General features: G+C 73.8%; 17 protein-coding genes. 9 read left to right on the forward strand and 8 right to left on the reverse strand.

Annotated elements, in window-relative coordinates:
• Nucleotides 1-30: 30 nt before the first annotated feature.
• Together BJ999_RS28790 and BJ999_RS28795 are read right to left on the reverse strand one after the other, a co-directional pair.
• Nucleotides 31-477, reverse strand: a complete 447-nt coding sequence (locus BJ999_RS28790) for a roadblock/LC7 domain-containing protein (RefSeq protein WP_179836164.1) — start codon at nt 475-477, stop codon at nt 31-33.
• The gene (locus BJ999_RS28795; RefSeq protein WP_179836165.1) at nt 474-3,596 is read right to left on the reverse strand and encodes a sensor histidine kinase; all 3,123 of its coding nucleotides are present in this window, start codon (nt 3,594-3,596) and stop codon (nt 474-476) included. The genes BJ999_RS28790 and BJ999_RS28795 overlap by 4 nt, the downstream gene beginning before the upstream one ends.
• 561 nt (nt 3,597-4,157) lie before the next feature.
• Between BJ999_RS28795 and BJ999_RS28800 the strand changes: the two genes are divergently transcribed.
• From BJ999_RS28800 to BJ999_RS28820, 5 genes are all read left to right on the forward strand, one after another.
• The gene (locus BJ999_RS28800) at nt 4,158-5,138 is read left to right on the forward strand and encodes an ABC transporter substrate-binding protein (protein WP_179836166.1); all 981 of its coding nucleotides are present in this window, start codon (nt 4,158-4,160) and stop codon (nt 5,136-5,138) included.
• On the forward strand, nt 5,138-5,914 hold the full coding sequence (locus BJ999_RS28805; protein ID WP_179836167.1) for an ABC transporter permease: 777 nt from the start codon (nt 5,138-5,140) through the stop codon (nt 5,912-5,914). The genes BJ999_RS28800 and BJ999_RS28805 overlap by 1 nt, the downstream gene beginning before the upstream one ends.
• Nucleotides 5,911-6,714 carry an ABC transporter permease gene (locus BJ999_RS28810; RefSeq protein WP_179836168.1) on the forward strand — a complete coding sequence of 268 codons (804 nt, stop codon included), beginning with the start codon at nt 5,911-5,913 and terminating at the stop codon, nt 6,712-6,714. Before BJ999_RS28805 ends, BJ999_RS28810 begins: the two co-directional genes overlap by 4 nt.
• A gap of 52 nt (nt 6,715-6,766) precedes the next feature.
• Nucleotides 6,767-7,552 (forward strand): ABC transporter ATP-binding protein, encoded by a 786-nt coding sequence (locus BJ999_RS28815; RefSeq protein WP_179836169.1) that lies wholly within the window; start codon nt 6,767-6,769, stop codon nt 7,550-7,552.
• Between the two features lie 97 nt (nt 7,553-7,649).
• The gene (locus BJ999_RS28820) at nt 7,650-8,912 is read left to right on the forward strand and encodes a flavin-dependent oxidoreductase (protein ID WP_179836170.1); all 1,263 of its coding nucleotides are present in this window, start codon (nt 7,650-7,652) and stop codon (nt 8,910-8,912) included.
• Nucleotides 8,913-9,017: 105 nt separating this feature from the next.
• Here BJ999_RS28820 and BJ999_RS28825 read toward each other — a convergent pair whose 3' ends face one another.
• On the reverse strand, nt 9,018-9,629 hold the full coding sequence (locus tag BJ999_RS28825; protein ID WP_229810097.1) for a TetR/AcrR family transcriptional regulator: 612 nt from the start codon (nt 9,627-9,629) through the stop codon (nt 9,018-9,020).
• A 115-nt stretch (nt 9,630-9,744) separates the two neighbouring features.
• On the opposite strand from BJ999_RS28825, the gene BJ999_RS28830 reads away from it, so the two are divergent.
• Together BJ999_RS28830 and BJ999_RS28835 are read left to right on the forward strand one after the other, a co-directional pair.
• Entirely contained in the window at nt 9,745-11,145 is a 1,401-nt protein-coding gene (locus BJ999_RS28830) for an MFS transporter (RefSeq protein WP_229810098.1), read from the forward strand.
• Between the two features lie 10 nt (nt 11,146-11,155).
• Entirely contained in the window at nt 11,156-11,842 is a 687-nt protein-coding gene (locus BJ999_RS28835) for an SGNH/GDSL hydrolase family protein (RefSeq protein WP_179836173.1), read from the forward strand.
• Here the strand turns inward: BJ999_RS28835 and BJ999_RS28840 are convergent.
• From BJ999_RS28840 to BJ999_RS28860, 5 genes are all read right to left on the reverse strand, one after another.
• Nucleotides 11,824-13,515, reverse strand: coding sequence for a bifunctional 3'-5' exonuclease/DNA polymerase (locus BJ999_RS28840; RefSeq protein WP_179836174.1), 1,692 nt, complete (start codon nt 13,513-13,515; stop codon nt 11,824-11,826). The genes BJ999_RS28835 and BJ999_RS28840 overlap by 19 nt on opposite strands.
• A 316-nt stretch (nt 13,516-13,831) precedes the next feature.
• Complete coding sequence (locus BJ999_RS28845; protein ID WP_179836175.1) at nt 13,832-14,326, reverse strand: DUF4234 domain-containing protein; 495 nt, start codon at nt 14,324-14,326, stop codon at nt 13,832-13,834.
• A gap of 155 nt (nt 14,327-14,481) precedes the next feature.
• Entirely contained in the window at nt 14,482-15,996 is a 1,515-nt protein-coding gene (locus tag BJ999_RS28850; RefSeq protein WP_179836176.1) for a metallophosphoesterase family protein, read from the reverse strand.
• 329 nt (nt 15,997-16,325) lie between these two features.
• A complete protein-coding gene (locus tag BJ999_RS43755) occupies nt 16,326-17,204 on the reverse strand; it encodes a diacylglycerol kinase family protein (RefSeq protein ID WP_179836177.1) in 879 nt (292 codons plus the stop codon).
• Between the two features lie 5 nt (nt 17,205-17,209).
• Nucleotides 17,210-18,799: an FAD-binding oxidoreductase gene (locus tag BJ999_RS28860; RefSeq protein ID WP_179838888.1), complete on the reverse strand. Its 1,590-nt coding sequence runs from the start codon at nt 18,797-18,799 to the stop codon at nt 17,210-17,212.
• Between the two features lie 64 nt (nt 18,800-18,863).
• Here BJ999_RS28860 and BJ999_RS28865 point away from each other — a divergent pair, with 64 nt between their 5' ends.
• Both BJ999_RS28865 and BJ999_RS28870 read left to right on the forward strand, forming a co-directional pair.
• On the forward strand, nt 18,864-19,472 hold the full coding sequence (locus BJ999_RS28865; protein WP_179836178.1) for a TetR/AcrR family transcriptional regulator: 609 nt from the start codon (nt 18,864-18,866) through the stop codon (nt 19,470-19,472).
• A complete protein-coding gene (locus tag BJ999_RS28870; RefSeq protein ID WP_179836179.1) occupies nt 19,469-21,034 on the forward strand; it encodes a glycerol-3-phosphate dehydrogenase/oxidase in 1,566 nt (521 codons plus the stop codon). The genes BJ999_RS28865 and BJ999_RS28870 overlap by 4 nt, the downstream gene beginning before the upstream one ends.
• Nucleotides 21,035-21,078 lie beyond the last annotated feature (44 nt).

Raw genomic sequence — 21,078 nt, forward strand, 5'->3', positions numbered from 1 at the left:
GTCGCCGACCTCCGTCAGAGTCAGTCACGGTCAGTAGCGGGCGGGCCCGGCGCCCATCTCGGTCACGGAAGGCCCCGAGTACGGCGGCTGCTCCTGGGCGCGCAGAGCGGGCGTCAGCACCCGTCCCACCCGCTCCACCAGGAGCGTCATCTCGTAGGCCACCAGCCCGAGGTCGCAGTCGGGCGCGGCCAGCACCGCGAACACCGACCCGTTCGTGATGGACATGACGAACAGCAGCCCGCGGTCCATCTCCACGACGGTCTGGTTCACCCCGCCGGCGTCGAAGATCTTCGCCGCGCCCTGGGTCAGGCTCATCAGCCCCGAGGCGATCGCCGAAAGCTGGTCCGCCCGCTCGGGCGGGAAGCCCGCGGAGTAGGCCATCGGCAATCCATCCGAGGAGACCACGACGGCGTGCGCGACCTTCGCGACACGGTCCGCGAAGTTCGTCACCAACCAGTTGAGATCCTGCCCGCTCACCGGGTGCCTCCTGTCTCGCCGTCACCCTGTGACGGCACCTCACCTGAAGTGCCTGTACCACGAGCCTCATGGCGTCCGCGGTGGACGCCGCGCTGCAGACTCGCGAAGCGGTTGCGTACAACGTCGGCCGACTGGCCGTGACCCTGCTGCTGTCCCTGCGGCTGCCCGGGCGCCTGCTGGCCGATGACCGGCAGGCCCTGCGTCGGCGCATGCGGCCCCTGGGCGGGCTGTCCCTGACCGGTCCCGCCGGGCGCCGGGCGGCCCTGCGGCGGGCCCGCCTGCGTCTGGGGCGCGTCCTGCGCCCCGCGGCCGACCGCCCCGGGGATGCGGTTCTTGCCGGGCACCCGCTTGGGCAGTCCGACGTTGGTGCGGCTCGTCGCCACCGGCTCTCGGGCCGCCTCGGCCGCGCGGAACCCCGCGTCCGCCGGGGACTCCCAGCCCTTGGACGGGGCCTCGCCGGAGCCGCCGCCCGACCTGCGCATGAACCACTCCGACTGCATCGCGTCGAAGATGGGCGAGCGCTCGGGCGGCCGCGGCGGGGCCTTCGGCTCCGGCTGTGCGGCCGCCGCGGCCCGCCCGGCCGGCTGGGGAACGGGTGGTGGCTCGGGGATGGGGCCCTCCGGCACGTGGGGAGCGGACACGGGCGGAACGTCTTCGGCGTAGGGGCCGGACGCCTGACCGAGGTTCGGGCCGACCTGCTCCAGCGGCCCGGTCTCCCACGGGATGTGCCGTCCGCCGCCGGACTCGGGCACCACCGGCTGCGCCTCCGGGACGACCGACTGCGGCCCGGTCCTCCCGCCCGGCCGGTAGGCGCCGTTGCCGCCGGCGTCCTCCACCTCCTGCGGGCGCTCGCTTCGCGGCTGGAAGAGCCCGTTCGAGGAGCCTCCGTCGGAGGGGCGGCCCTGCAGATGCGTGCCCGGCTCCCGGACCGGCAGCTCCCCCGGTCTGCGCGGCGGCTGCCGCTCACCGGTCCCGTAGGGGTCGTGCGCCGGAGCGCGCCGGTCCCGCGAGGGGCGCCGCTCGGCGGGCGGGACCACGGGCTGCGCACCGGTGCCGTAGGGGTCGTGCGCGCCCGGGGCCGGGATGGGCCCGGTCTCGGCGATGTTCGGCTGCGGGCCGGTGGCGCCGCGGATCGGACGCAGCGGCCCGGTGCCGCCGACCATGGGGTGCGCGCCCGTGCCGCCCGTCATGGAATGCGGTCCGGTGCCGCCGCCCATGGTGGGGGCGGGACCGTAGTCGTCCTGCCGGAACCCGCCCGCGGGCGGCTCGGCGGCGGTGGTGGTGAGCGCGGCGAGCTGGCCGTGGGAGCCCGCCTCGCGCGGGGCGAGGCCGGGGCGGCTGCCGATGCCGCCGGACTCGCCCGGCGTGACCACCGCGTCCGGCAGGACCACGAACGCGGTGAGGCCGCCGCCCTGGGCGGCCCGCAGCTCGACGCGGATCCCGTGCCGGACGGCCAGGCGGCCGACCACGAACAGGCCCATGCGGCGGGCCGCGGAGAAGTCGATGACGGGCGGGTTCGCCAGCCGCCAGTTGGCCTGCTCCAGCTCCTCGGGCGACATGCCGACGCCGTTGTCGGTGATCTGCAGCATGCAGCCGCCGCCGCTCAGCATCTGCCCCGACACCGTCACCTTGGTGTTCTCGGACGAGAACACCGTGGCATTCTCCACCAGCTCGGCCAGCAGGTGGACGAGGTCGTTGACGACGGGGCCGACGACCGTCATGTCGCCCTGAACCCGCAGCGCGACGCGCTCGTACTGCTCAACCTCGGACAGCGACGCGCGGACGACGTCGATCAGCGGGACGGGCTGGTTCCACCGGCGCACCTGCTCCTGGCCGCCGAGGACGAGGAGGTTCTCGCAGTTGCGACGCATGCGGGTGGCCAGGTGGTCCAGCCGGAACAGGTTGCCGAGCTGCTCCTCGTCGCGCTCGCTCTGCTCCAGCTCCTCGATCAGCCGCAGCTGCCGCTCGATCAGGGACTGGCTGCGGCGGGAGAGGTTGACGAACATCGCGTTGATGTTGCCGCGCAGCACGGCCTCGTCGGCGGCCAGCCGGACCGCCTCCCGGTGGACCTCGTCGAACGCCCGCGCGACCTGGCCGATCTCGTCGGTGGAGTCGATCTCGATCGGCTTGACCTCGATGCCGCCCGCGGCGGCCTCGGGGTCGCGCAGCCGGTCGACCAGGCCGGGCAGCCGCGCGTTGGCCACGTCCAGCGCGCCGGACTGCAGCCGGCGCAGCGGCCGCACCAGCGAGCGGGCCATCACGATCAGGGTCGCCAGGACGACCGCGAGGACGAGGAACAGCAGCACGCCGTCCCGGATCGCCGCCGTCTGCGCGCCGGACCGGGCGTCCTCCGCCTTGGCGGCGAGGTCGGCGGCGATGCTCTTCTCGACCGTCCGCAGCCTGTCGACCCGCGCGGTCGAGTCCGACGTCCAGGACCGGGCCGTGCGGACGCCGAGCCTGACCTGCAGTTGCCGGGAGGAGTCGGCGACGGCCAGCGTCTGCAGCCGCGTGACCTCCGCGCGGTCCAGCTCGGGGCCGGTGACGGTGTCCTCGAACAGCCGCAGCTGGGCCGGCGTCGCCGAGCTGCGGAAGGCGTTGATGCTGGTGTCCATGTCCGCACGGGCGTCGTCGACCGCGGCGCGGTCGAGCGGCTCGAACCGCCCCTCCCAGAGCGCGGAGGAGAGCAGGGCCCGCTCGCGGGACGCGGCGTCCTTGGCGTTCGCCAGGTCGGCCAGCGCCAGCGCGCTCTGCGCGAGCTCGGCCGTCGGGGCGTCCTGGGAGACCAGAACATGGAAGGAGGTGAAGTCGTCGACGAACTCGGTGTACTTGTCGATGATCACCCCGGGCCCGAGGCGCACGGCCGCCGTGCGCAGCGCGGGCAGGTCGTCCACACGGTTGAGGACGTTGCCGACCGCCAGCCGCAGGCTGGAGGAGTACGTCTCGACGTCCGCGGCGGCGGCGCGCACCTTGCGGGCGTCGGCGTCCACCGCCTCCTGCCGCGCGGCGAGGGCCTCGGCGCCGGCGGCGCGCCCGCCGCCCGCCGCCCGTTCCGCCATCGCGTCGCGCTCCGCCTCCACATCGTGCGCGAGCGCGGTCAGCTGATTACCGAGCGTAGCCAACTGGCCGGTCCGGCTATAGGCTTCGGCGTTGTCCAACGACACCGAAACCCGGTAACCCGCAAAGAGTGCGGCCACGATCGTGGGCACCGCAATGAGGGCGAACAGACGCGTGCGCACTCGCCAGTTGCGCAGCTTGTACCGCCCGCGCTGGGAGCCTCGCCTCGGGGCGTCGTCCCTGGCAGACGGGCCTGGCTGGGGGGATTGCGGGACCATCTCGGCCCCTTCTGCTTTCCGCACTGCCCTCCGCTACCTCTCAATGGGGTCGATCGCTCGCGGCGTACAGTGGCCTGAACGGGATTCGGGTCGCATCGCTCACCCACGCCACTGGGGGCGAGCGCGAGATATTGCAACACAGAGCCACCATCATGGCCAACCCGAATGATCACATAAGTCTGGACTTGTGATGCAGGAGATGCCAATGTCACAGACTGTTAGCTCATGTTCACATAATTGCACATAATCCTCTCATCTCACCCAAGCCACACCCACAGTGCGCTACGCTCCCGCCTCGTTTGAAAGATCAGGTTCAACGTGCTTCCCCCCGCAAATGGAGCCTTGCCCATGCCTGCTTCCCACCGCCGTACAGCCGTCACCGGCGCGCTCGCGATCGCTCTGGCACTCTCCGCCGCGGCCTGCGGCTCCTCTGAGAAGAAGTCGGCCAACGGTCTGGAGAAGTCCGAGATCACGCTCGGCAACATGACCGTCGCCGACACCGCGCCCGTCCAGCTCGCCATCTCCAAGGGACTGTTCAAGGCCGAGGGCCTGACTGTCAAGACCCAGGTCATCCCGGGTGGGGCCGCGGGCATCCCGCTCCTGAAGAGCGGGCGGCTGGACTTCAGCATCAGCAACTACGTCTCCCTGCTCACCGCGGGGTCCAAGGACCCGGGCTTCAAGCCCAAGATCGTCGTCGAGGGCATGCAGAGCGCCCCGAAGACGCACACGCTGATGGTGCGCAAGGACTCCCCGTATCACACGATCAAGGACCTGGCCGGCAAGAAGATCGCCGTCAACACCAAGCGCAACGTCGCCACGCTGCTGGTGCGCGCCGCCGGCAAGCCCCAGAGCGTCGAGTTCGACGAGGACAAGAACTTCGTCGAGGTCCCCCCGCCCGCCATGGAGCAGGCCCTGAAGTCCAAGAGCGTCGAGGCCGTCCAGGCGATCGAGCCCTTCGGCACCCAGATGCAGCAGTCGATGGGCGCCCGCATGGTCGCCGACCTGTCCAGCGGGCCGACCGCGGACTTCCCGATCGCGGGCTTCGCCACCACCGAGAAGTTCGCCAAGGAGAACCCCAAGACGGTCGCCGCCTTCCAGCGCGCGCTGCTGAAGGCGCAGGGCATGGCCGCCGACCGCAAGCTCGTCCAGGAGGTCCTGCCGACCTACGCCAAGGGGATCGACGCCAAGGTCGCCTCCACCATGAGCTTCGGCACGTGGCCGACCACGCTGAACGCCACCCGCCTCCAGCGCGTGGCCGACCTGATGCAGCAGTTCGGCTACCTGGACAAGCCTCTCGACGTCAAGTCCTACATGGCGACGTCCGCTTAATGAGGCACCGCCGTATCCTTCTCGGCGCCGCCGGGGTCGCCGGGCTGGTCGCCGTCGTCGAGGTCGTGAGCCGTGCCGGCCTCGTCGACGCGACCGCCCTGCCCCCGGCGTCGACCGTTCTGCGGGAGGCCGGGAAACTGGCCGTCGACGGGGAGTTCCTCGCCGACGTCGGGGCCACGCTGACGGCATGGTTCGGCGGGCTCGCGCTGGCGGTGCTCGTGGCGGTGCCGCTGGGCGTGCTGCTCGGCTCGGTGCCGGTGCTCGGCACCGCCTCCCGCGCGCTCGTCGAAATGCTGCGGCCCATTCCCTCGGTCGCGCTGATCCCGCTCGCCATCATCCTGTTCGCCGACCCCACGCAGATGAAGATGTCCTTGATCTTCTACGCCTGCCTGTGGCCGATCCTCATCAACACCCTGTACGCGCTCCGCGACGTCGACCCGGTCGCCAAGGAGAGCCTGCGCAGCTTCGGCTTCGGGACGCTGTCGGTGCTGTGGCGCGTCTCCCTGCCGAGCGCCTCGCCGTTCATCGCCACCGGCATCCGGATCGCCGCCTCCGTCGCCCTCGTCGTGGTGATCAGCACCGAGCTCCTGGCGGGCGGGATCAACGGGGTGGGGATCTACCTCGGCGACACCCAGTCCGGGGGCGGCCGGACCGACCTGCTGCTGGCCGGCGCCTGCTGGGCCGGAGTGCTGGGGCTGCTGGCCAACACCGCCCTCTTCGGGCTGGAGCGGATCGCGTTCCGCTGGAACACCGCCCGCGTGGAGGGGATCGCATGAGGGCGCTCGGAGCGCTGCGCGGGGTCGTCGAGCGGGTCTGGCTCGTCGCCGCCGTCGTCGTGCTGTGGGAACTGGTCACGCGCGCGGTGGACGAGACCTACTTCCCCCCGCCCACGAAGATCATCGACGCGCTGCACGAGCTGTGGTTCTCCGGGCCCGCCTCCCACGTCTTCCTCACGGACAAGGCGGTGGACGACTTCTCCACCAGCCTCACCCACCTGTTCGTCGGATGGGCGCTCGCGGGCGCCGCCGGTGTCCTGGCGGGTGCGGCGATCGGCCGATCGCGGGTCCTGTACGACCTGCTCAACCCGGTGCTGGAGTTCCTGCGCGCGATACCTCCGCCCACCCTGGTGCCGTTCTTCATCATCGTGTTCCAGCTCGGCACGACCATGCAGGTCGTCACGATCGCGTTCGGCGTGGTGTGGCCGGTGCTGCTCAACACCTGCGACGGCGTCCGCACCGTGGATCCCCTGCAACTGGAGACGGCCCGGGTGTTCGGCGTCGGCCGGCTCCGCAGGCTGCTGACCGTCACGCTCCCGGCGGCGTCCCCCAAGATCTTCGCGGGGCTGCGGGTGGCGCTGTCGTTCGCGCTGATCCTCATGGTCATCTCAGAGCTGTTCGGCAGCACCGCGGGCATCGGCTCCGAGCTCATCGGCGCCCAGCGCTCGTTCGAACTGCCCCGGATGTGGGCCGGGATCGTCATGCTGGGCCTGCTCGGCCTCATGTTCAACGCGGTGTTCATGCTCCTGGAGCGGCGCCTGCTGTCCTGGCACACTGGCGCGAAGAGGCTTGCGAGCTGACGATGACCCCTATGCCGACCCTGACGACATACACACAGCAAAGGGGGCCGCGGTGCTCCAGATAACCGGCCTCAGCCATTCCTACGGCGACGGCCACCGGGCCATCGACGGGCTCGACCTCACCGTCCCGGACGGCCAGCTGCTCAGCATCGTCGGCCCGTCCGGCTGCGGCAAGTCCACCCTGCTGCGCTGTATCGGCGGGCTGATCCGCCCGACCGCCGGAACCCTCACCCTGGACGGCAGGCCGATCGACGGCGTGCCCGACGACCTCGCCGTGGTGTTCCAGGACTACAGCCGGTCGCTGTTCCCCTGGCTGACCGTCCGCGACAACGTGGCGCTGCCGCTGCGGCGGCGTGGAAAGGGCCGCTCGGAGCGGCGCGCCGCAGCGCAGGAGTCTCTGGAGTCCGTGGGTCTCGCGGACGCGGGGCGCAAGTACCCGTGGCAGCTGTCGGGGGGCATGCAGCAGCGCGTGTCGATCGCGCGGGCTCTCGCCTACCGCCCGTCGCTGCTGCTCATGGACGAGCCGTTCGGGTCGGTGGACGCGCAGACCCGGGAGGACCTGGAGGACCTCGTCCTGCAGATGCACCGGACCCGGAAGATGACGATCCTGCTCGTCACGCACGACATCGACGAGAGCGTCTACGTCGGTGACCGAGTGGTCGTGCTGAACCGCTCGCCCGCCCGCGTCCACGCCGACCTGCCGGTCGATCTGCCCTCGGCACGCGACCAGATCGAGACCCGGGGGACCCCCGAGTTCGTCCGGCTTCGGGCCGAGGTCGGGCGACTGGTCCGCGGTGGCGCGAAGGTGCCCGGCGCGGCGCCCGCGGGCACCGGGTGACCCGGAGCAGAACGGCCGCCACGTGCGGCGACACGAACGAGACCGGTGCGGGCGGGCCGCCTGGGCCCGGTCGCCCGAGACCAACGGAGGGTGATTCATGCGCGTACTCATCGTGGGGGCGGGCATCGGCGGGCTCACCACCGCGCTGAGCCTGCACGAGGCCGGGGTCGAGGCCCTCGTCGTCGATTCCGCCAACCGGCTGCTGCCGCTCGGCGTCGGCATCAATCTGCTGCCGCACGCCGTCCGGGAGCTCACCGAGCTGGGATTCACCGACGAGCTGGCCGAGACCGGCATCCCGACGGGCGAGATGGTGCACTTCGACCGGCACGGCGGCCGGATCTGGGCGGAGCCGCGCGGGCGCGCCCTCGGCTACCACTGGCCGCAGTACTCGATCCACCGCGGCGAGCTGCAGATGATGCTGCTCGACGCCGTCCGCGCGCGGCTCGGCCAGGACGCCGTCCGCACCGGGACCCTCTTCGAGGGCTTCGAGCAGGACGGGACGCAGGTGCGGGCACGCCTGCTCGACCGGGCGTCGGGCACCGCCGAGACGGTGACGGCCGACGCGCTGATCGGCGCGGACGGCCTGCACTCCACCGTCCGCGCGCAGCTGTACCCGGACGAGCCGGCACCGCTGTGGAACGGCATCAGGCTGTGGCGCGGGATCACCGAGGCCGACCCCATCCTGACCGGGCGGACCATGGTCGTCATGGGCAGCAACGCCACGTCGAAGATCGTCGTCTATCCGATCTCCATGCGCACGGAGCGCCGGGGCAAGGCGCTGCTCAACTGGGCCGCCGAGGTCAGGCTCGCCGACGACCGGCTGGACTGGGACCCCGACTGGAACAAGGCGGGCCGTCTGGAGGACGTGCTCCCCTACTTCGCGGACTGGAAGTACGACTGGCTCGACTTCCCCGCGCTGATGTCCGAGGCGGCGGAGATCCTGGAGTATCCGATGGTCGACCGGGACCCCGTCGACCGCTGGACGTTCGGCCGCGTGACGCTGCTCGGCGACGCCGCCCACCCGATGTACCCGATCGGGTCCAACGGCGGCTCCCAGGCCATCCTCGACGCCCGCGTCCTGGCGCACGAGCTGGCCGGCTCCGGCGACCCGGCCGACGGGCTGCTCGCCTACGACAAGGCGCGCCGCGAGACGGTCAACGCCATCGTCCGGGCCTGCCGGGACATGCCGGCCGACCGCGTCCTGCACACGGTCAGCCAGCGGGCGCCGGACGGTTTCGACTCGATCGAGGACGTGCTGACGCCCGACGAGCTGAACACGATCAGCGGCGCGTACCGGCAGACCTCGTTCTCCGACGTCGAGGCCCTGAACTCCCGCCCCTCCTACTCGGCGGCGAGCTGACGGCGAGACGGGTGGGCGCGCGATGACGGGCGCGGCGGGGCGGTCGCCTCGCCGCGCCTTCGTCTTTCGCGCGGCACGACTTCCGCGCGGTAGGAGGCCCCCGGCTCAGGCGGCGGTGACGGCGGCCAGCCGCGTGCTCATGGCGTGGGCGGCGCGCTCGTAGAGGGACGGGTCGTCGTGGAGCAGGGCGTGCGCGGCGCCCGTGCGGCAGAGGGCCTCCAGCTCGAAGGCGAGCTGGGCGACGTCGGTCGCGGCCTGGATCTCACCGAGGTCGCGCGCCTCGCGGATGCAGTGCTCCAAGAAGGCGCGCCAGTCGCGCTGTGACGCGGCGATCGCGTCGCGGACGCGGCCGGGGCGGGCGTCGAACTCGGCCATCGTGGAGTGGAAGAAGCATCCGCCGGGGAAGACGGGCTCGCGCTGGTAGCGCTGCCAGGCGTCCAGGAGCGCGCGGACGCGGCCGATCCCCTCGGGGGCGGCGAGCGCGGGCTCGACCACGTGCAGGCGGAACACCTCGGCCGCCCTGCGGACCGTCGCCAGCTGGAGCTCCTCCTTGGAGCCGAAGTGGGTGAACACGCCACTCTTGCTGATCCGCAACTCGGTCGCGAGCCGGCCGATCGACAGGCCCTCCAGGCCCTCCGCCGAGGCGATGTCGACGGCGCGGCCGAGGATCGTGCTGCGCGTCTGCTCACCCTTGAGAAGCCGTCCGTCGGTGCTCACACCTGCAAATCTGCACGACCGTTCGTTCAAAGTCAATGGGCCGAACCCCTTGACGGGGGCCGCTTCGACAGAAGAGTGTACGACCGTTCGTTTATTTTTCTGGAGAGGTCCGCCGATGACCACCACGACCGAGACGACCGGGACCGGCCCGGCCCCACCGCGGGCGCCCGCCGTGCGGCGGGACGTGCCCTGGCTCGCCGCCGGCGCGACGTTCCTGGCCATGCTCGACGCCACCGTCGCCAACCTGGCCGTCCCCGACCTGCACGTCGACTTCCCCGGCAGCACGCTGTCCGGCCTGACCTGGGTGATCACCCTGTACGCGGTGCTGTTCGCGGCGCTGCTCGCCCCCGCCGGCCGCGTCGCCGACCTGGTCGGGCGCCGGTCGCTGTACCTGGGGGGCACCGGGCTGTTCACGCTGGCGTCGCTGGCGTGCGCGATCGCGCCGAACCTGCCCGTCCTGCTGGCGACGCGCGCCGTGCAGGGCGCCGCCGCGGCGGCGCTGATCCCCGCGTCCCTCGCGCTGCTGCTGCACGACACGCCCCCCGAGCGGCGCGCCCGCAGCATCGGGCTGTGGAGCGCGGCGGGCGCGTTCGCCGCCGCGATCGGCCCCGGCCTCGGCGGGGTGCTGGTCGACCTGTCCGGCTGGCGGTCCCTGTTCCTCATCAACCTCCCGATCGGGCTGGCGATGCTGCTCGGCGGGCGGCGCCTGCCCCGGGCCGAGGGCGGCGCGGGACGGCTGCCCGACCTCGCCGGGACGGTGCTGCTCGGCGCCGGCGTGGGCGGCGTCGCGCTCGGCGTGACGCAGAGCCAGGACTGGGGATGGACGGACGCCCGGACGCCCGCGCTGCTGGTCGGCGGCGTCGTCCTGGCCGGCCTGGCGCTGTGGCGGTCGGCGCGGCACCCCGTGCCCGCGTTGGAGATCTCGCTGTGGCGCAACCGCCGGTTCGCCGTCGCGAACGCCGCCTCGTTCCTGTACGGGACGTCGCTGTACGCATGGCTGCTCGTCGGCGTGCTCTTCCTGACGGGCCAGTGGCACTACTCGATCCTGAAGGCGGGGTTCGCCTCGACGCCCGGCGCGTTCACGGCCACCGCGGCGGCGGTCGTGACGGGACGGCTCACCGCCCGTACCGGCGTCCGCCCCGCCGTGACGGGCGGCGCGCTGATCGTGGCCGCCTCCGGGGTCTGGGCGGTCGCGTCCCTTCCCGCCGAACCGCACTTCCTGACGTTCTGGCTCCCGGTCGGGCTCCTGCTCGGCACCGGGGTGGGGATGCTCAGCACCGGCACCGCCACGGCCGCCGCCCTGTCGGCCGGGCCGCTGCGGTTCGCCGGCGCCACCGGGCTCAACACCACGGCGCGGCAGCTCGGCGGCGCGCTCGGCATCGCCGTCCTCGCCGCGCTGCTGCCGGAGCGGGCCGCGCTCGGCGACTACGCCTCCGTGTACCTGTTCTGCACGATCGCCGCCGCGGGCACGGCCGCCGCCGGCCTGCTCCTCGCCGTCCGCCCGGCGAAGAACTGAGGGAGGGACCATGACCGAGACGATCCCGTCGGAGTGGACGGACCCGTCCGTGCTGGCCGCCGCGGAGGCCGCCGCGCTGCTGGCCGGCGCGCCGTGGACCCGCATGGTGACGATCGGCGACAGCATCGCCGAGGGCGTCCGCGAGCCCGTCCCCGGCTACCGCGACCTGTCCTGGACCGACCGCGTCGAGGAGGCACTGGGGGCGGCGGCGCCCGGGTTCACCGCGCTGAACCTCGGACGGCGCGACCTCGTCGCCGCGCAGGTGGCGGCCGAGCAGCTCGGGCCGGCCCTGGAGTTCCGGCCCGACCTGGCGTTCGTGGTGGCCGGGGGCAACGACATGCTCCGCCCGGACTTCGACGCGGACGGCGTGCGCCGCGAGCTGGCCGCGATGGTCGCGGCGTTCCGCGCGGCCGGCGCCGACGTCGTCACGATCGGGTTGCTGGACATCACCGCCGCCGGGCTCGGCCCGTCCCGCTACCGGGAGGTCATCTCGGCGCGGACGCGGCAGCTGGCCGCGCTCACCGCCGACGTGGCGGGCGAGCACGGCGCCTGCCACGTCGACAACCCCCGCGGGCATCCGCTCGCCGCCGATCCGGGCATCTACTGCGCCGACGGGCTGCACCTCAACGCCCGGGGCCACGCGTTCGCCGCGGCCAACACGATCCGCGCGCTGGCCGCTCACTTGGCGTCGGCGTAGCGGTCGACGACCGCGATCTCCATCGGGAAGACGACCGGGGTGTCGCCGAACAGCAGCCCGCGCGCCTCCAGCGCCGCGTCGCGCACCGCGCCGGCGACCTCCCCGGCCAGGTCGGCGGGGCTGTGCACGATGACCTCGTCGTGCTGGAAGAACACCAGGCGGGGCGGGCCGAGCGCGGTGAGGCGGCGGCGCAGGGAGGCCAGGAGCGCGAGCGCCCAGTCGGCGGCGGTGGCCTGGACGACGAAGTTGCGGGTGAAGCGGCCCCGCCCCCGCAGCGCCTGGGCCGCCGTGCCGCCCCGGGGCCCCGGGGCGGCGTCGTCGTCGCCCGCCGACGTCAGCTCGCGCCACCCGGCCGAGGGCGGCGGGCACGTGCGCCCGAGGCGGGACCGCACGAGCCCTCCGCGCTCCCCCTCCCGCGCCGCGGCCTCCACGTACTCGAACGCCTGCGGGAACCGGCTCTTCAGGACGGCGAGGAGCTGCACCGCGTCCGCCGTCCCTCCCCCGTACATGGCGGACAGCAAGGCGATCTTGGCCTTGTCGCGGGCGGTCCGCCCTCCGTCGGCGTCGTCGCGGAAGGCGTCGGACAGGGCGGCGTAGAGGTCGCCGTGCGCGGCGGCCTCCGAGAACGCGCGGTCGCCGGCGAGCGCCGCCAGCACCCGGGGTTCGAGCTGCGCCGCGTCGGCGACGACCAGGGCCCATCCGGGGTCGGCGACGACGGCCTTGCGCAGCACGCGCGGGATCTGCAGGGCCCCGCCGCCGCTCGTCGCCCACCTCCCGGACACCACGCCGCCGACGACGTACTCGGGACGGAACCGGCCGCCGCTCACCCACGTGTCGAGCCACGTCCAGCCGTGCGCGGCGTGCAGCCGCGCCAGCTCCTTGTACTCCAGCAGCAGGGGGACGGCGGGGTGGTCGAGCTGTCTGAGGACGTGCGCCCGGGTGGACGGGATCGGCAGCCCCGCCGAGGCGAAGGCCCGGATGATCTGCGCCGGGGAGTCGGGGTTGACGTGCACGCGCGGCCCGAACGCCGCGCTGATGCGGTCGGCGAGGTCCTGCAGCCTGCGGGGCCGCAGGCCGCCCGTCGGGCGCGGCCCGAGCATCTCGGTGAGCAGCGCGTCGTGCTCGGCCGCCGACCAGGGCAGCCCGTCGTGCGCCATCTCGGCGGCCACCAGCGACCCGGCCGACTCCGCCGCCGCGAGCAGCGCGAACCCGCCGAGCCCGGCGGCGGCGCGCTGCTGCTCGGCGTGCACCGCGACGATCTGGCCGAGGTCGTCGGCGGACTCCTCCCGCCCGGCGTCGTCGTCGAACAGCGAGGGCTGGGCCGCGTCCTCCCGGGGCGGCGGCCGATCTTCCGGGACGGGCTCGCCGCGCAGCCGCGCCCAGGCCGCCCGGACCGAGCGCGGCTCCCCGTACCGTCCGGCATGGCCGAGCAGCAGGCTCTCGACCAGTTCGAGGTCATGGCAGCGCGACACCCGCACGCCCGCCTCCAGCAGCCGGGGATAGAGCCGCGCGGTGGACGGCCACACCCAGCGCGGCGCGAAGTCACGCTCCCGCGCGGCGATCGCGGAGACCAGGTCGGCGACGTCCTCGACGCCCCCCGCGGGCGCCCCGTCCTCGGCGACCACCCGCAGCGCTCCCCCACGCCCGTCCCCGGCCGCGACCGCGATCCTCACGCGCCCATTCTGACCCCGCCCACCGACAGTCCGGCTTCCGCGCCAACGCCGAGACCCCTCCGCGAGAAATCGGCGGAGGGGTCCGGTGCAACCCGAATCAGCAGGCCAGGGCCGCGGCCCGCTGCTCAACACAGCGTGTGAAGCTCAGCCGGCGATGGCGCCACCCGTTGCGATCGCGTCCGAAGGCAGATTCGGGCGAAGCAGGAATCTGATCGCGACGCGAGCCGCAAGGCGAGCCGGAGCGATGCCGGCGATCGTCCGCAATTCCTCCACGCTGGAGGGCCGCCAGGCCCGAAGGAGGAGAGAAATGCAAGGACTAAGCAGCCAGCGAGACCTGCTGGGCCGCCGGGGTGTCGCCGTAGCGGTCGGTGACCTTGTTCAGCTGGAGCTGGTAGTACAGCACGCCGAAGCCGAAGATGCCGAGCAGGAAGCCCATGCCGCCGCTGCAGCTCGGCTGGAGGCCGGCCGCGCGCTGGGCCTGGGCGATGCGCCCGCCGAGCTTGACCCACATGACGAGGGGCCAGATGCCGAGGGTGATGCCGCCGAACAGCATGGACAGCAGCGCGTTGGTGGCGGCGTTGTCGATGCGCCGGTCGTACTCGTGGAGCTCGTTGTGGACCTTGAAGAACCACACGAGCCCGTAGATGCCGAAGGTGATGATCGGCAGTCCGAGCCAGGCGCCGACCGGGTTGCGGCGCTTCATGTTGAGGCCGGTGCCGACGGCGGCGGGCGCCTGGTGCTGCGCGGGGGCGGGCGAGTAGCCGCCCTGGTACGCCTGCTGCTGGCCCTGACCCTGCTGGGGGTAACTCATCGAGAAGCTCTCCTGAAGGACGCGGTCGTTTTCCGGCCGACCGTCCGTTACCGTTCACCGGTGTGGTGAGCCACGACTGTAACGGCATCGGGACACGTCGCGAGGCAAGATCGCCCATATCCGCCCATGACTGGCGGATTCTCCAAACCGGCCCGCTAGCGCAGCGGAATCGTCACATCGTCCTCGCACGGCGGTGACGTCTCGTGGTCGCCGCAGCCCGTCGCGGCGAAGCAACGGATGCGCAGGTGCGACTCCGTAACGTCCAGGCGCAGGAAGTTCTTGAAGAACGGCGGCCGGTCCCAGTCGGCCAGCTCCGAACGGAACCGCTGCGGCAGCCTGCGCACGGGGAGCCGCAGGAACCGGGGGCGGCTGCGGCCGTTGCGCGGTACGCCGAGAACGGCGGCGACGAAGCGCGCGCGGCGGGACGGCGCGGGACCGTCGTATCCGCGCCCCGGCTTGATCCCGAGCCGGTGCTGGACGGCGGCGGTGGCCTCCTCGGGGGTGAGCTCGAAGAGCCCCGGGAGCCGCAGCCACCGGCCGTACAGCCTGCTGTAGCGCGACAGGGAGTCGCCGCGCAGCGGGTAGCAGCGGAACTCGTCCTCCTCCACCGCCCGGGTCCGCGGGATGACGTGGGTCGCGTGCATGAAGGCGCCGCCGCCGCCCGAGACGATGTACTGGATCGTCCGGCCGTCGCCGGTCTTCACCGGGTAGCGCTGGTAGTTGTGGATGTCGCCGCCGATCGCGGCCACGTAGTGGTGCGCCGGGTCCTGGACGATCTCGTCGACCGTCCCGCCGCCCTCGATCGGCCCCGGACGGTGGTCGTTGTCCACGTACAGCGGCTTTCCGGTCACCAGCAACTTGGGCTTCGGCCCGCCGGACACCTCCCGGAGCCAGCGGCCCTGGTCACGGTCGAGCCGGCCGGTGAGCCCGGTGTCGATGCCGATGATGCGCAGCGCGGGGGTGTCGATCGCCCAGTACGGCCCCGGCTGCGCGCCCTGCTGGCCGGGCGCGCCCCGGTACAGCCTGCGGGCCTCGGCGAGCGCCTCCGCGTCGACGGCTCCGGAGTGGCGCCACAGGCGGCGCGGGATGAACGCGAGCGGGCCGCGCCAGGGCGGCGGGGAGCAGTTCTCGTCCAGGCCGCAGAAGACGTGCAGGAACCCCCGCAGCCCGTCGTACCAGTCGTGGTTGCCGGGCACGGCGTAGATGGGGGCCGGGTAGTCCTTGTAGGGGCGGAAGAACTTGTCGGGGTAGTCCTCCGCGTCGCCGGTCGGGTAGATCACGTCGCTGGCGATGACCATGAAGTCGGTGCCCTCGGTCGCGTGCAGCAGCGGCGGGACCACCGCGTACTGCGACCGGTCCCCCTCGCCGGTGTCGCCGACCAGCGCGAAGGAGAACTCCGGCGCCGGGCGGTGCACGGTGAACGCGGCGGGGGTGCCGCGCTCGCGCAGGGACGCCACGCAGCGGCGGCGGATGGCGTTCGCCGGGTCGCCGAACAGGCGCGCCAGCACGTCGTTGCGCGAACGCCAGAGCACCGAGGGGCGGCGCCAGGAGAAGTCGGGGACGCGGTCCGGGAGCAGCTCCTGGAAGCTTCCCGGCCTGCCGCAGGCCCAGCCGGCGCCTTCCTCGGAGGTGCGCGAGTTGTCGGGTCCGGGGGGGACCTCGGCAGACACAGAATGCCTCCGGGCGGTGAGGGGTTGCTCACAGCCTTTCCGGAGGCGGTCACGCCGTCAAGGCGACACGACGCCAGGAAGCCGACACTTCGTCAGGCAGACGTGGTTGACGCCGACGCCACCCCCAGGGACGCCGGCGCCACCACGACGAGGGGGCCTGCGGTCATCATGAGTCCCCCCAGAACGGCGAGCAGTGCAGTCGCCTTCTCATGATGCCTCCACAGACAGCCCCAAGGTCCCGTAGCGGGACGTAACCGACACTATCCGGAGAGCCGTAATGGGGGCGTAAACCGCCCTAAACGCCCTGCAAAACCTCGGCGCGGCGCCGGTCAGGGCGCCAGGACGCGCAGCGCGCCGGGCATCACCCGCGCGGTGACCGGGAGCACGCCGGGCAGTTCGCCGTCCGCGCCGTACGGGAGCGTCCTGCCGGACCCGCCGGCGAGCTCGATGCGCACCTCGCGGCCGCGCAGGACCTCCACCTCGGGCCGCCGGACGTGCGTCCCCGCCTCCAGCTCCCGCATGACCTTGAAGAACAGCGTCCTCGGCGCCTTGCGGATGAGCACGACGTCGAGCAGGCCGTCGTCGACGCGCGCGTCGGGGGCGATGTGCTTGCCGAACCCGTAGTAGCCGGAGTTGGCGGCGACGACGGTGTAGCCCTCCCGCCGGTGCCGCTCGCCGTCCACGGTGATCAGGTAGTCGGCGTGCCGCCACGAGGCGATCGCGCGCAGCGCCCCGACGTAGTAGGCGGCCGAGCCGCGCAGCAGCCGCGTCCTGTTGGCGTTGTCGTTGGCGACCGCGTCCACGCCCGCGTAGACGCTGCCGAGCACGGCCGTCCCGTTGGCGTCGATGGCGTCCACGGCGCGCGGCTCGCCCTCCAGCAGCAGCGGGGCGAGCCGCTCCGGGTCGGACGGGACGCCGAGCTGCCGCGCGAAGTCGTTGCCCCGGCCGGCGGGGACGATCCCGAAGAGGGCACCGGTCCCGGCCAGGGCCCCGCCGACGCAGCCGACCAGGCCGTCCCCGCCGACGCCGAGCACCACGCGGCCCGCCTCGGCGGCGGCGCGGGCGGCGCCGGCGGCGTGCTCCATCCCGCGGCTGTACTCGACGTCGACCTCGGCGCCCGCGTCGCGCAGCAGCCGGGCGAGCGGCGTCAGGGACGAGGCGGACGCGCCGCCCGCCGCCGGGTTGACGATCGCGGTGAACGCGCGCACGGCGCTCACTCCCTTCCCGCGGGCGGGACGAGGACGCCCGGGTTGAGGATCCCGGCCGGATCGACCCGGTCCTTGACGGCGCGCAGCACGGCGGCGCCGAGCGGCCCGATCTCCCGGGTGTACCAGTCGCGGTGGTCGGTGCCCACCCCGTGATGATGGCTGATCGTCCCGCCCGCCGCGAGGATCGCGTCGCAGGCCGCGCGCTTGGCGGCGGCCCAGTGCCCGACGGGGTCCTCGCCCTGCGCGGACACGACCGTGAAGTAGAGGGACGCGCCGGTCGGGTACACGTGCGAGATGTGGCACATCACCAGCGGCGGCGTCCCGGCGCCCGACAGCGTGCCGATCAGGGCCTGCCGGACGGCCTCGTACAGCGCGGGAACGTCCGACCAGAAGGCGGCGGTCTCCAGCGTCTCGACGAAGGCGCCGACGTCCAGGAGGGCGTCGCGCAGGTAGGGGGCGTTGAAGCGGCCGTGCTCCCACTTCTCCCCCGGCCCGGCGCCGAGCGGCTCGCCGCCGGCGTCGCGCAGCACCCGCGCGGCCCCGGCCCGCCGGTCGGCGACGAGGTCGGGGGCGCCCTCGAACCCGAGGACCGCCAGGGCCCCGGCCGCCGAGGAGCCGTCGCCGATCGCCGCCGGATCGGCCAGCCCCACCATGGTCTCGGTCTCGTCCGACAGCCGCAGGACCGCGGGGAGGGGGCCGTCCTGGGCGAGGCGCCGCAGCGCGGCGGCGCCCTCGTCGAACGAGGCGAACCGCCAGCCCTCGTAGGCCCGGTCCCCCGGGACGGGATGCACCCGCACCCGCACGGAGGTGATCACGCCGAACGCGCCCTCCGAGCCGAGGACGAGCTGCCGCAGGTCGGGCCCGGCGGCCGACTTCGGCGCCCGCCCGAGGTCGAGCGTCCCCTCGGGGGTGGCCGCGGTGAGGCCGACGACCATGTCGTCGAACCGCCCGTACCCGGCGGACGCCTGCCCGCTCGACCTCGCCGCCGCGAACCCGCCGATCGACGCCCACTCGTAGGACTGCGGGAAGTGCCCGAGCGTGTAGCCGCGCTCGTTGAGCAGCGCCTCGGCCGCGGGGGCGCGCAGGCCGGGCTGCAGGACGGCCGTCCGCGAGACCTCGTCCAGCTCGACGAGCCCGTCCATGCGGCGCAGGTCGAGGGCGACGAAGGCGTCCACGCCCTCCGGCGCCAGACCGCCGACGACCGAGGTGCCGCCGCCGAACGGGACGACCGCGATCCGCCGCCCGGCGCACGCCTCCAGCACCGCGAGCACCTCGCCGTGGTCACCGGGCAGGACCACCGCGTCCGGCGCGTCGGCGGCGTCGCCGGCCCGGATGCGCAGCAGGTCGGGCGTGGACTTGCCGCGCGTGTGGCGGAGCCGCGCCTCGGTGTCGGCGCGCACGTTCCCGTCCCCCACGACGGCGGCGAGCGCGCCCAGGTCGTCCCCGGACAGCCGGGTCTCGGCGACCCGGACGCCGGTCAGCGCGGCCGGCGCCTCCTCGGCGGGCCGCACGCCGAGCAGGTCGCGCAGCAGGCCGACCATGGGCTCGGGCAGCGGCGCCGCCTTCGCCGGGTCGCCCCAGCCGCTCCACAGCATGTCGCGCGTCTCCACGCCCGCCTCCCTCGCCGCCCCGGCTTCCTGGTGGCTTACACTGTGACACATGACGTCGAATCGTCACAACAGGACGGCGGCGCGGACCGCCGACGACACCGTGCTCGACGCCGCGCGCGACTGCGTGCTGGCGGTCGGGGTGCGGCGCACGACGCTGACCGACATCGCGCGGCGGGCCGGCGTCTCGCGCATGACGCTCTACCGGCGCTGGCCGGACGTCCGCACCATCGTCGCCGACCTGATGACCCGCGAGTGGACCGGGCTCGGCGAGGCGCTGCGGCCTCCCGACGACGGCCGCCCCGTCCGGCCCCGGCTGGTGGACGGCCTGGTCACCGGCGTGCGGACGTTCCGCGACCACCCGCTGCTCCGAAAGATCATCGAGGTCGACCCGGAGCTGCTGCTGCCCTACCTGCTGGACCGCTGCGGCGCCAGCCAGCAGGCCTTCCTCGCCGGGTTCGAGGAGTCGATCTCCGCCGGGCAGCGGGACGGCACGATCCGGGCGGGCCGTCCCCCGCTCCAGGCCCGCGCGCTCCTGCTGGTCGTCCAGTCGTTCGGGCTCTCCGCGCAGATCATGATCGACGCGCGGGAACCCGGGGTCGACGCGGACGCCCTCGACGCCGAACTCCGCCACATCCTGGAAAGGATGCTCGCGCCATGAACGCAGCCGGACTCGATCCGCGGAGCTCCCTCAACGCCGCTCGCAGGGAGCGGGAGCTCGCCGAACTTCCCGGCGAGGCGGTGGACGTGCTGGTCGTCGGCCTCGGCGCCACCGGGGCGGGGGCCGCGCTGGACGCCGCGTCCCGCGGCCTGTCCGTCGCGGCGGTCGACGCCCACGACCTGGCGTTCGGCACGTCGCGCTGGAGCTCCAAGCTGATCCACGGCGGGCTGCGCTACCTGGCCTCCGGGCAGGTGGACGTCGCGCACGAGAGCGCGGTCGAGCGCGGCGCGCTGATGCTGCGCACCGCCCCGCACCTGGTGCGGGCGCTCCCGTTCGTGCTGCCGCTGACCCCGCTGGTGTCCCGCTCGCAGGCGCTGCTGGCCGGCGGCGGCATGCGCGCCGGGGACCTGCTGCGGCTCGCCGCCCGCACCCCGCGCTCGGTCCTGCCGGGCCCCCGCCGGCTGTCGGCGGTCGAGACGCTCCGGCTCGCCCCCGCCCTGCGCCCCCACGGGCTGCGCGGCGGGCTGCTGTCGTGGGACGGGCAACTCGCCGACGACGCCCGCCTCGTCACCGCGCTCGCGCGGACCGCGGCCGGGCACGGCGCCCGGATCCTCACCCGCTGCCGCGCGGTCGGGCTGACCGGCGACGGCGCCCTCGTCCGCGACGAGCTCACCGGCCGCGAGATCACCGTGCGGGCGCGCGCGGTCGTGAACGCCGCCGGGGTGTGGGCGGGCGGCCTGGTGGACGGGGTGCGGCTGCGCCCGTCCCGCGGTACGCACCTGGTGCTGCGGGCCGAGGCGCTGCGCGGGCTCACCGCCGCGATGCACGTCCCCATCCCGGGCGCCGGCAACCGGTTCGTGCTGGTGCTCCCCCAGGGCGACGGCCGCGTCTACGTCGGCCTCACCGACGAGCCGGCGGAGGGCCCCGTCCCGGACGTGCCGGAGCCGACCGAGGGCGAGATCGGCTTCCTGCTCGACGTCCTGGACTCGGCGCTGGACGTCCCGGTGCGGCGGGCCGACGTGGCCGGCGCGTACGCCGGGCTGCGGCCCCTGCTGGACCTCGGGCACGGGGGCGACACCGCCGACATCTCCCGCCGGCACGCCGTCCTGACCTCCCCGGACGGCGTCGTCACGATCGTCGGCGGCAAGCTGACCACCTACCGGCGGATGGCCGAGGACGCCGTGGACGCGGTCGTGCGTGCCCGCGGCCTTCACGCCGGCCCGTGCCGCACCGCGCGGCTGCCCCTCGTCGGCGCGGCTCCGCGCTCCCGGCTGGACGCCTTGGACGCTCCCGCCCGGCTCGTCCAGCGGTACGGCACCGAGGCGCCGCTGCTGGCCGCCCTGGGAAGGCAGGACCCGGCACTGCTGGAGCCGGTCGTCCCCGGGCTGCCTGTGACCGGCGTGGAGCTGGCCTGGGGCGTGCTGCACGAGGGCGCCCTCGACGCGGGCGACCTCCTGGACCGGCGCACCCGGATCGGCCTCGTGGCGGCCGACCGGGAGGCCGCCCTGCCCGCGGCGCGGGCGCTGCTGGCCACCCCGCCAGGTTTGACCGGCGCGCCTTAGGTTACCCTTACCTAATCGATTCAGCTCGATGGGATGAACGAGGA

The organism is Actinomadura citrea, from assembly GCF_013409045.1.
GTDB classification, from domain to species: domain Bacteria; phylum Actinomycetota; class Actinomycetes; order Streptosporangiales; family Streptosporangiaceae; genus Spirillospora; species Spirillospora citrea.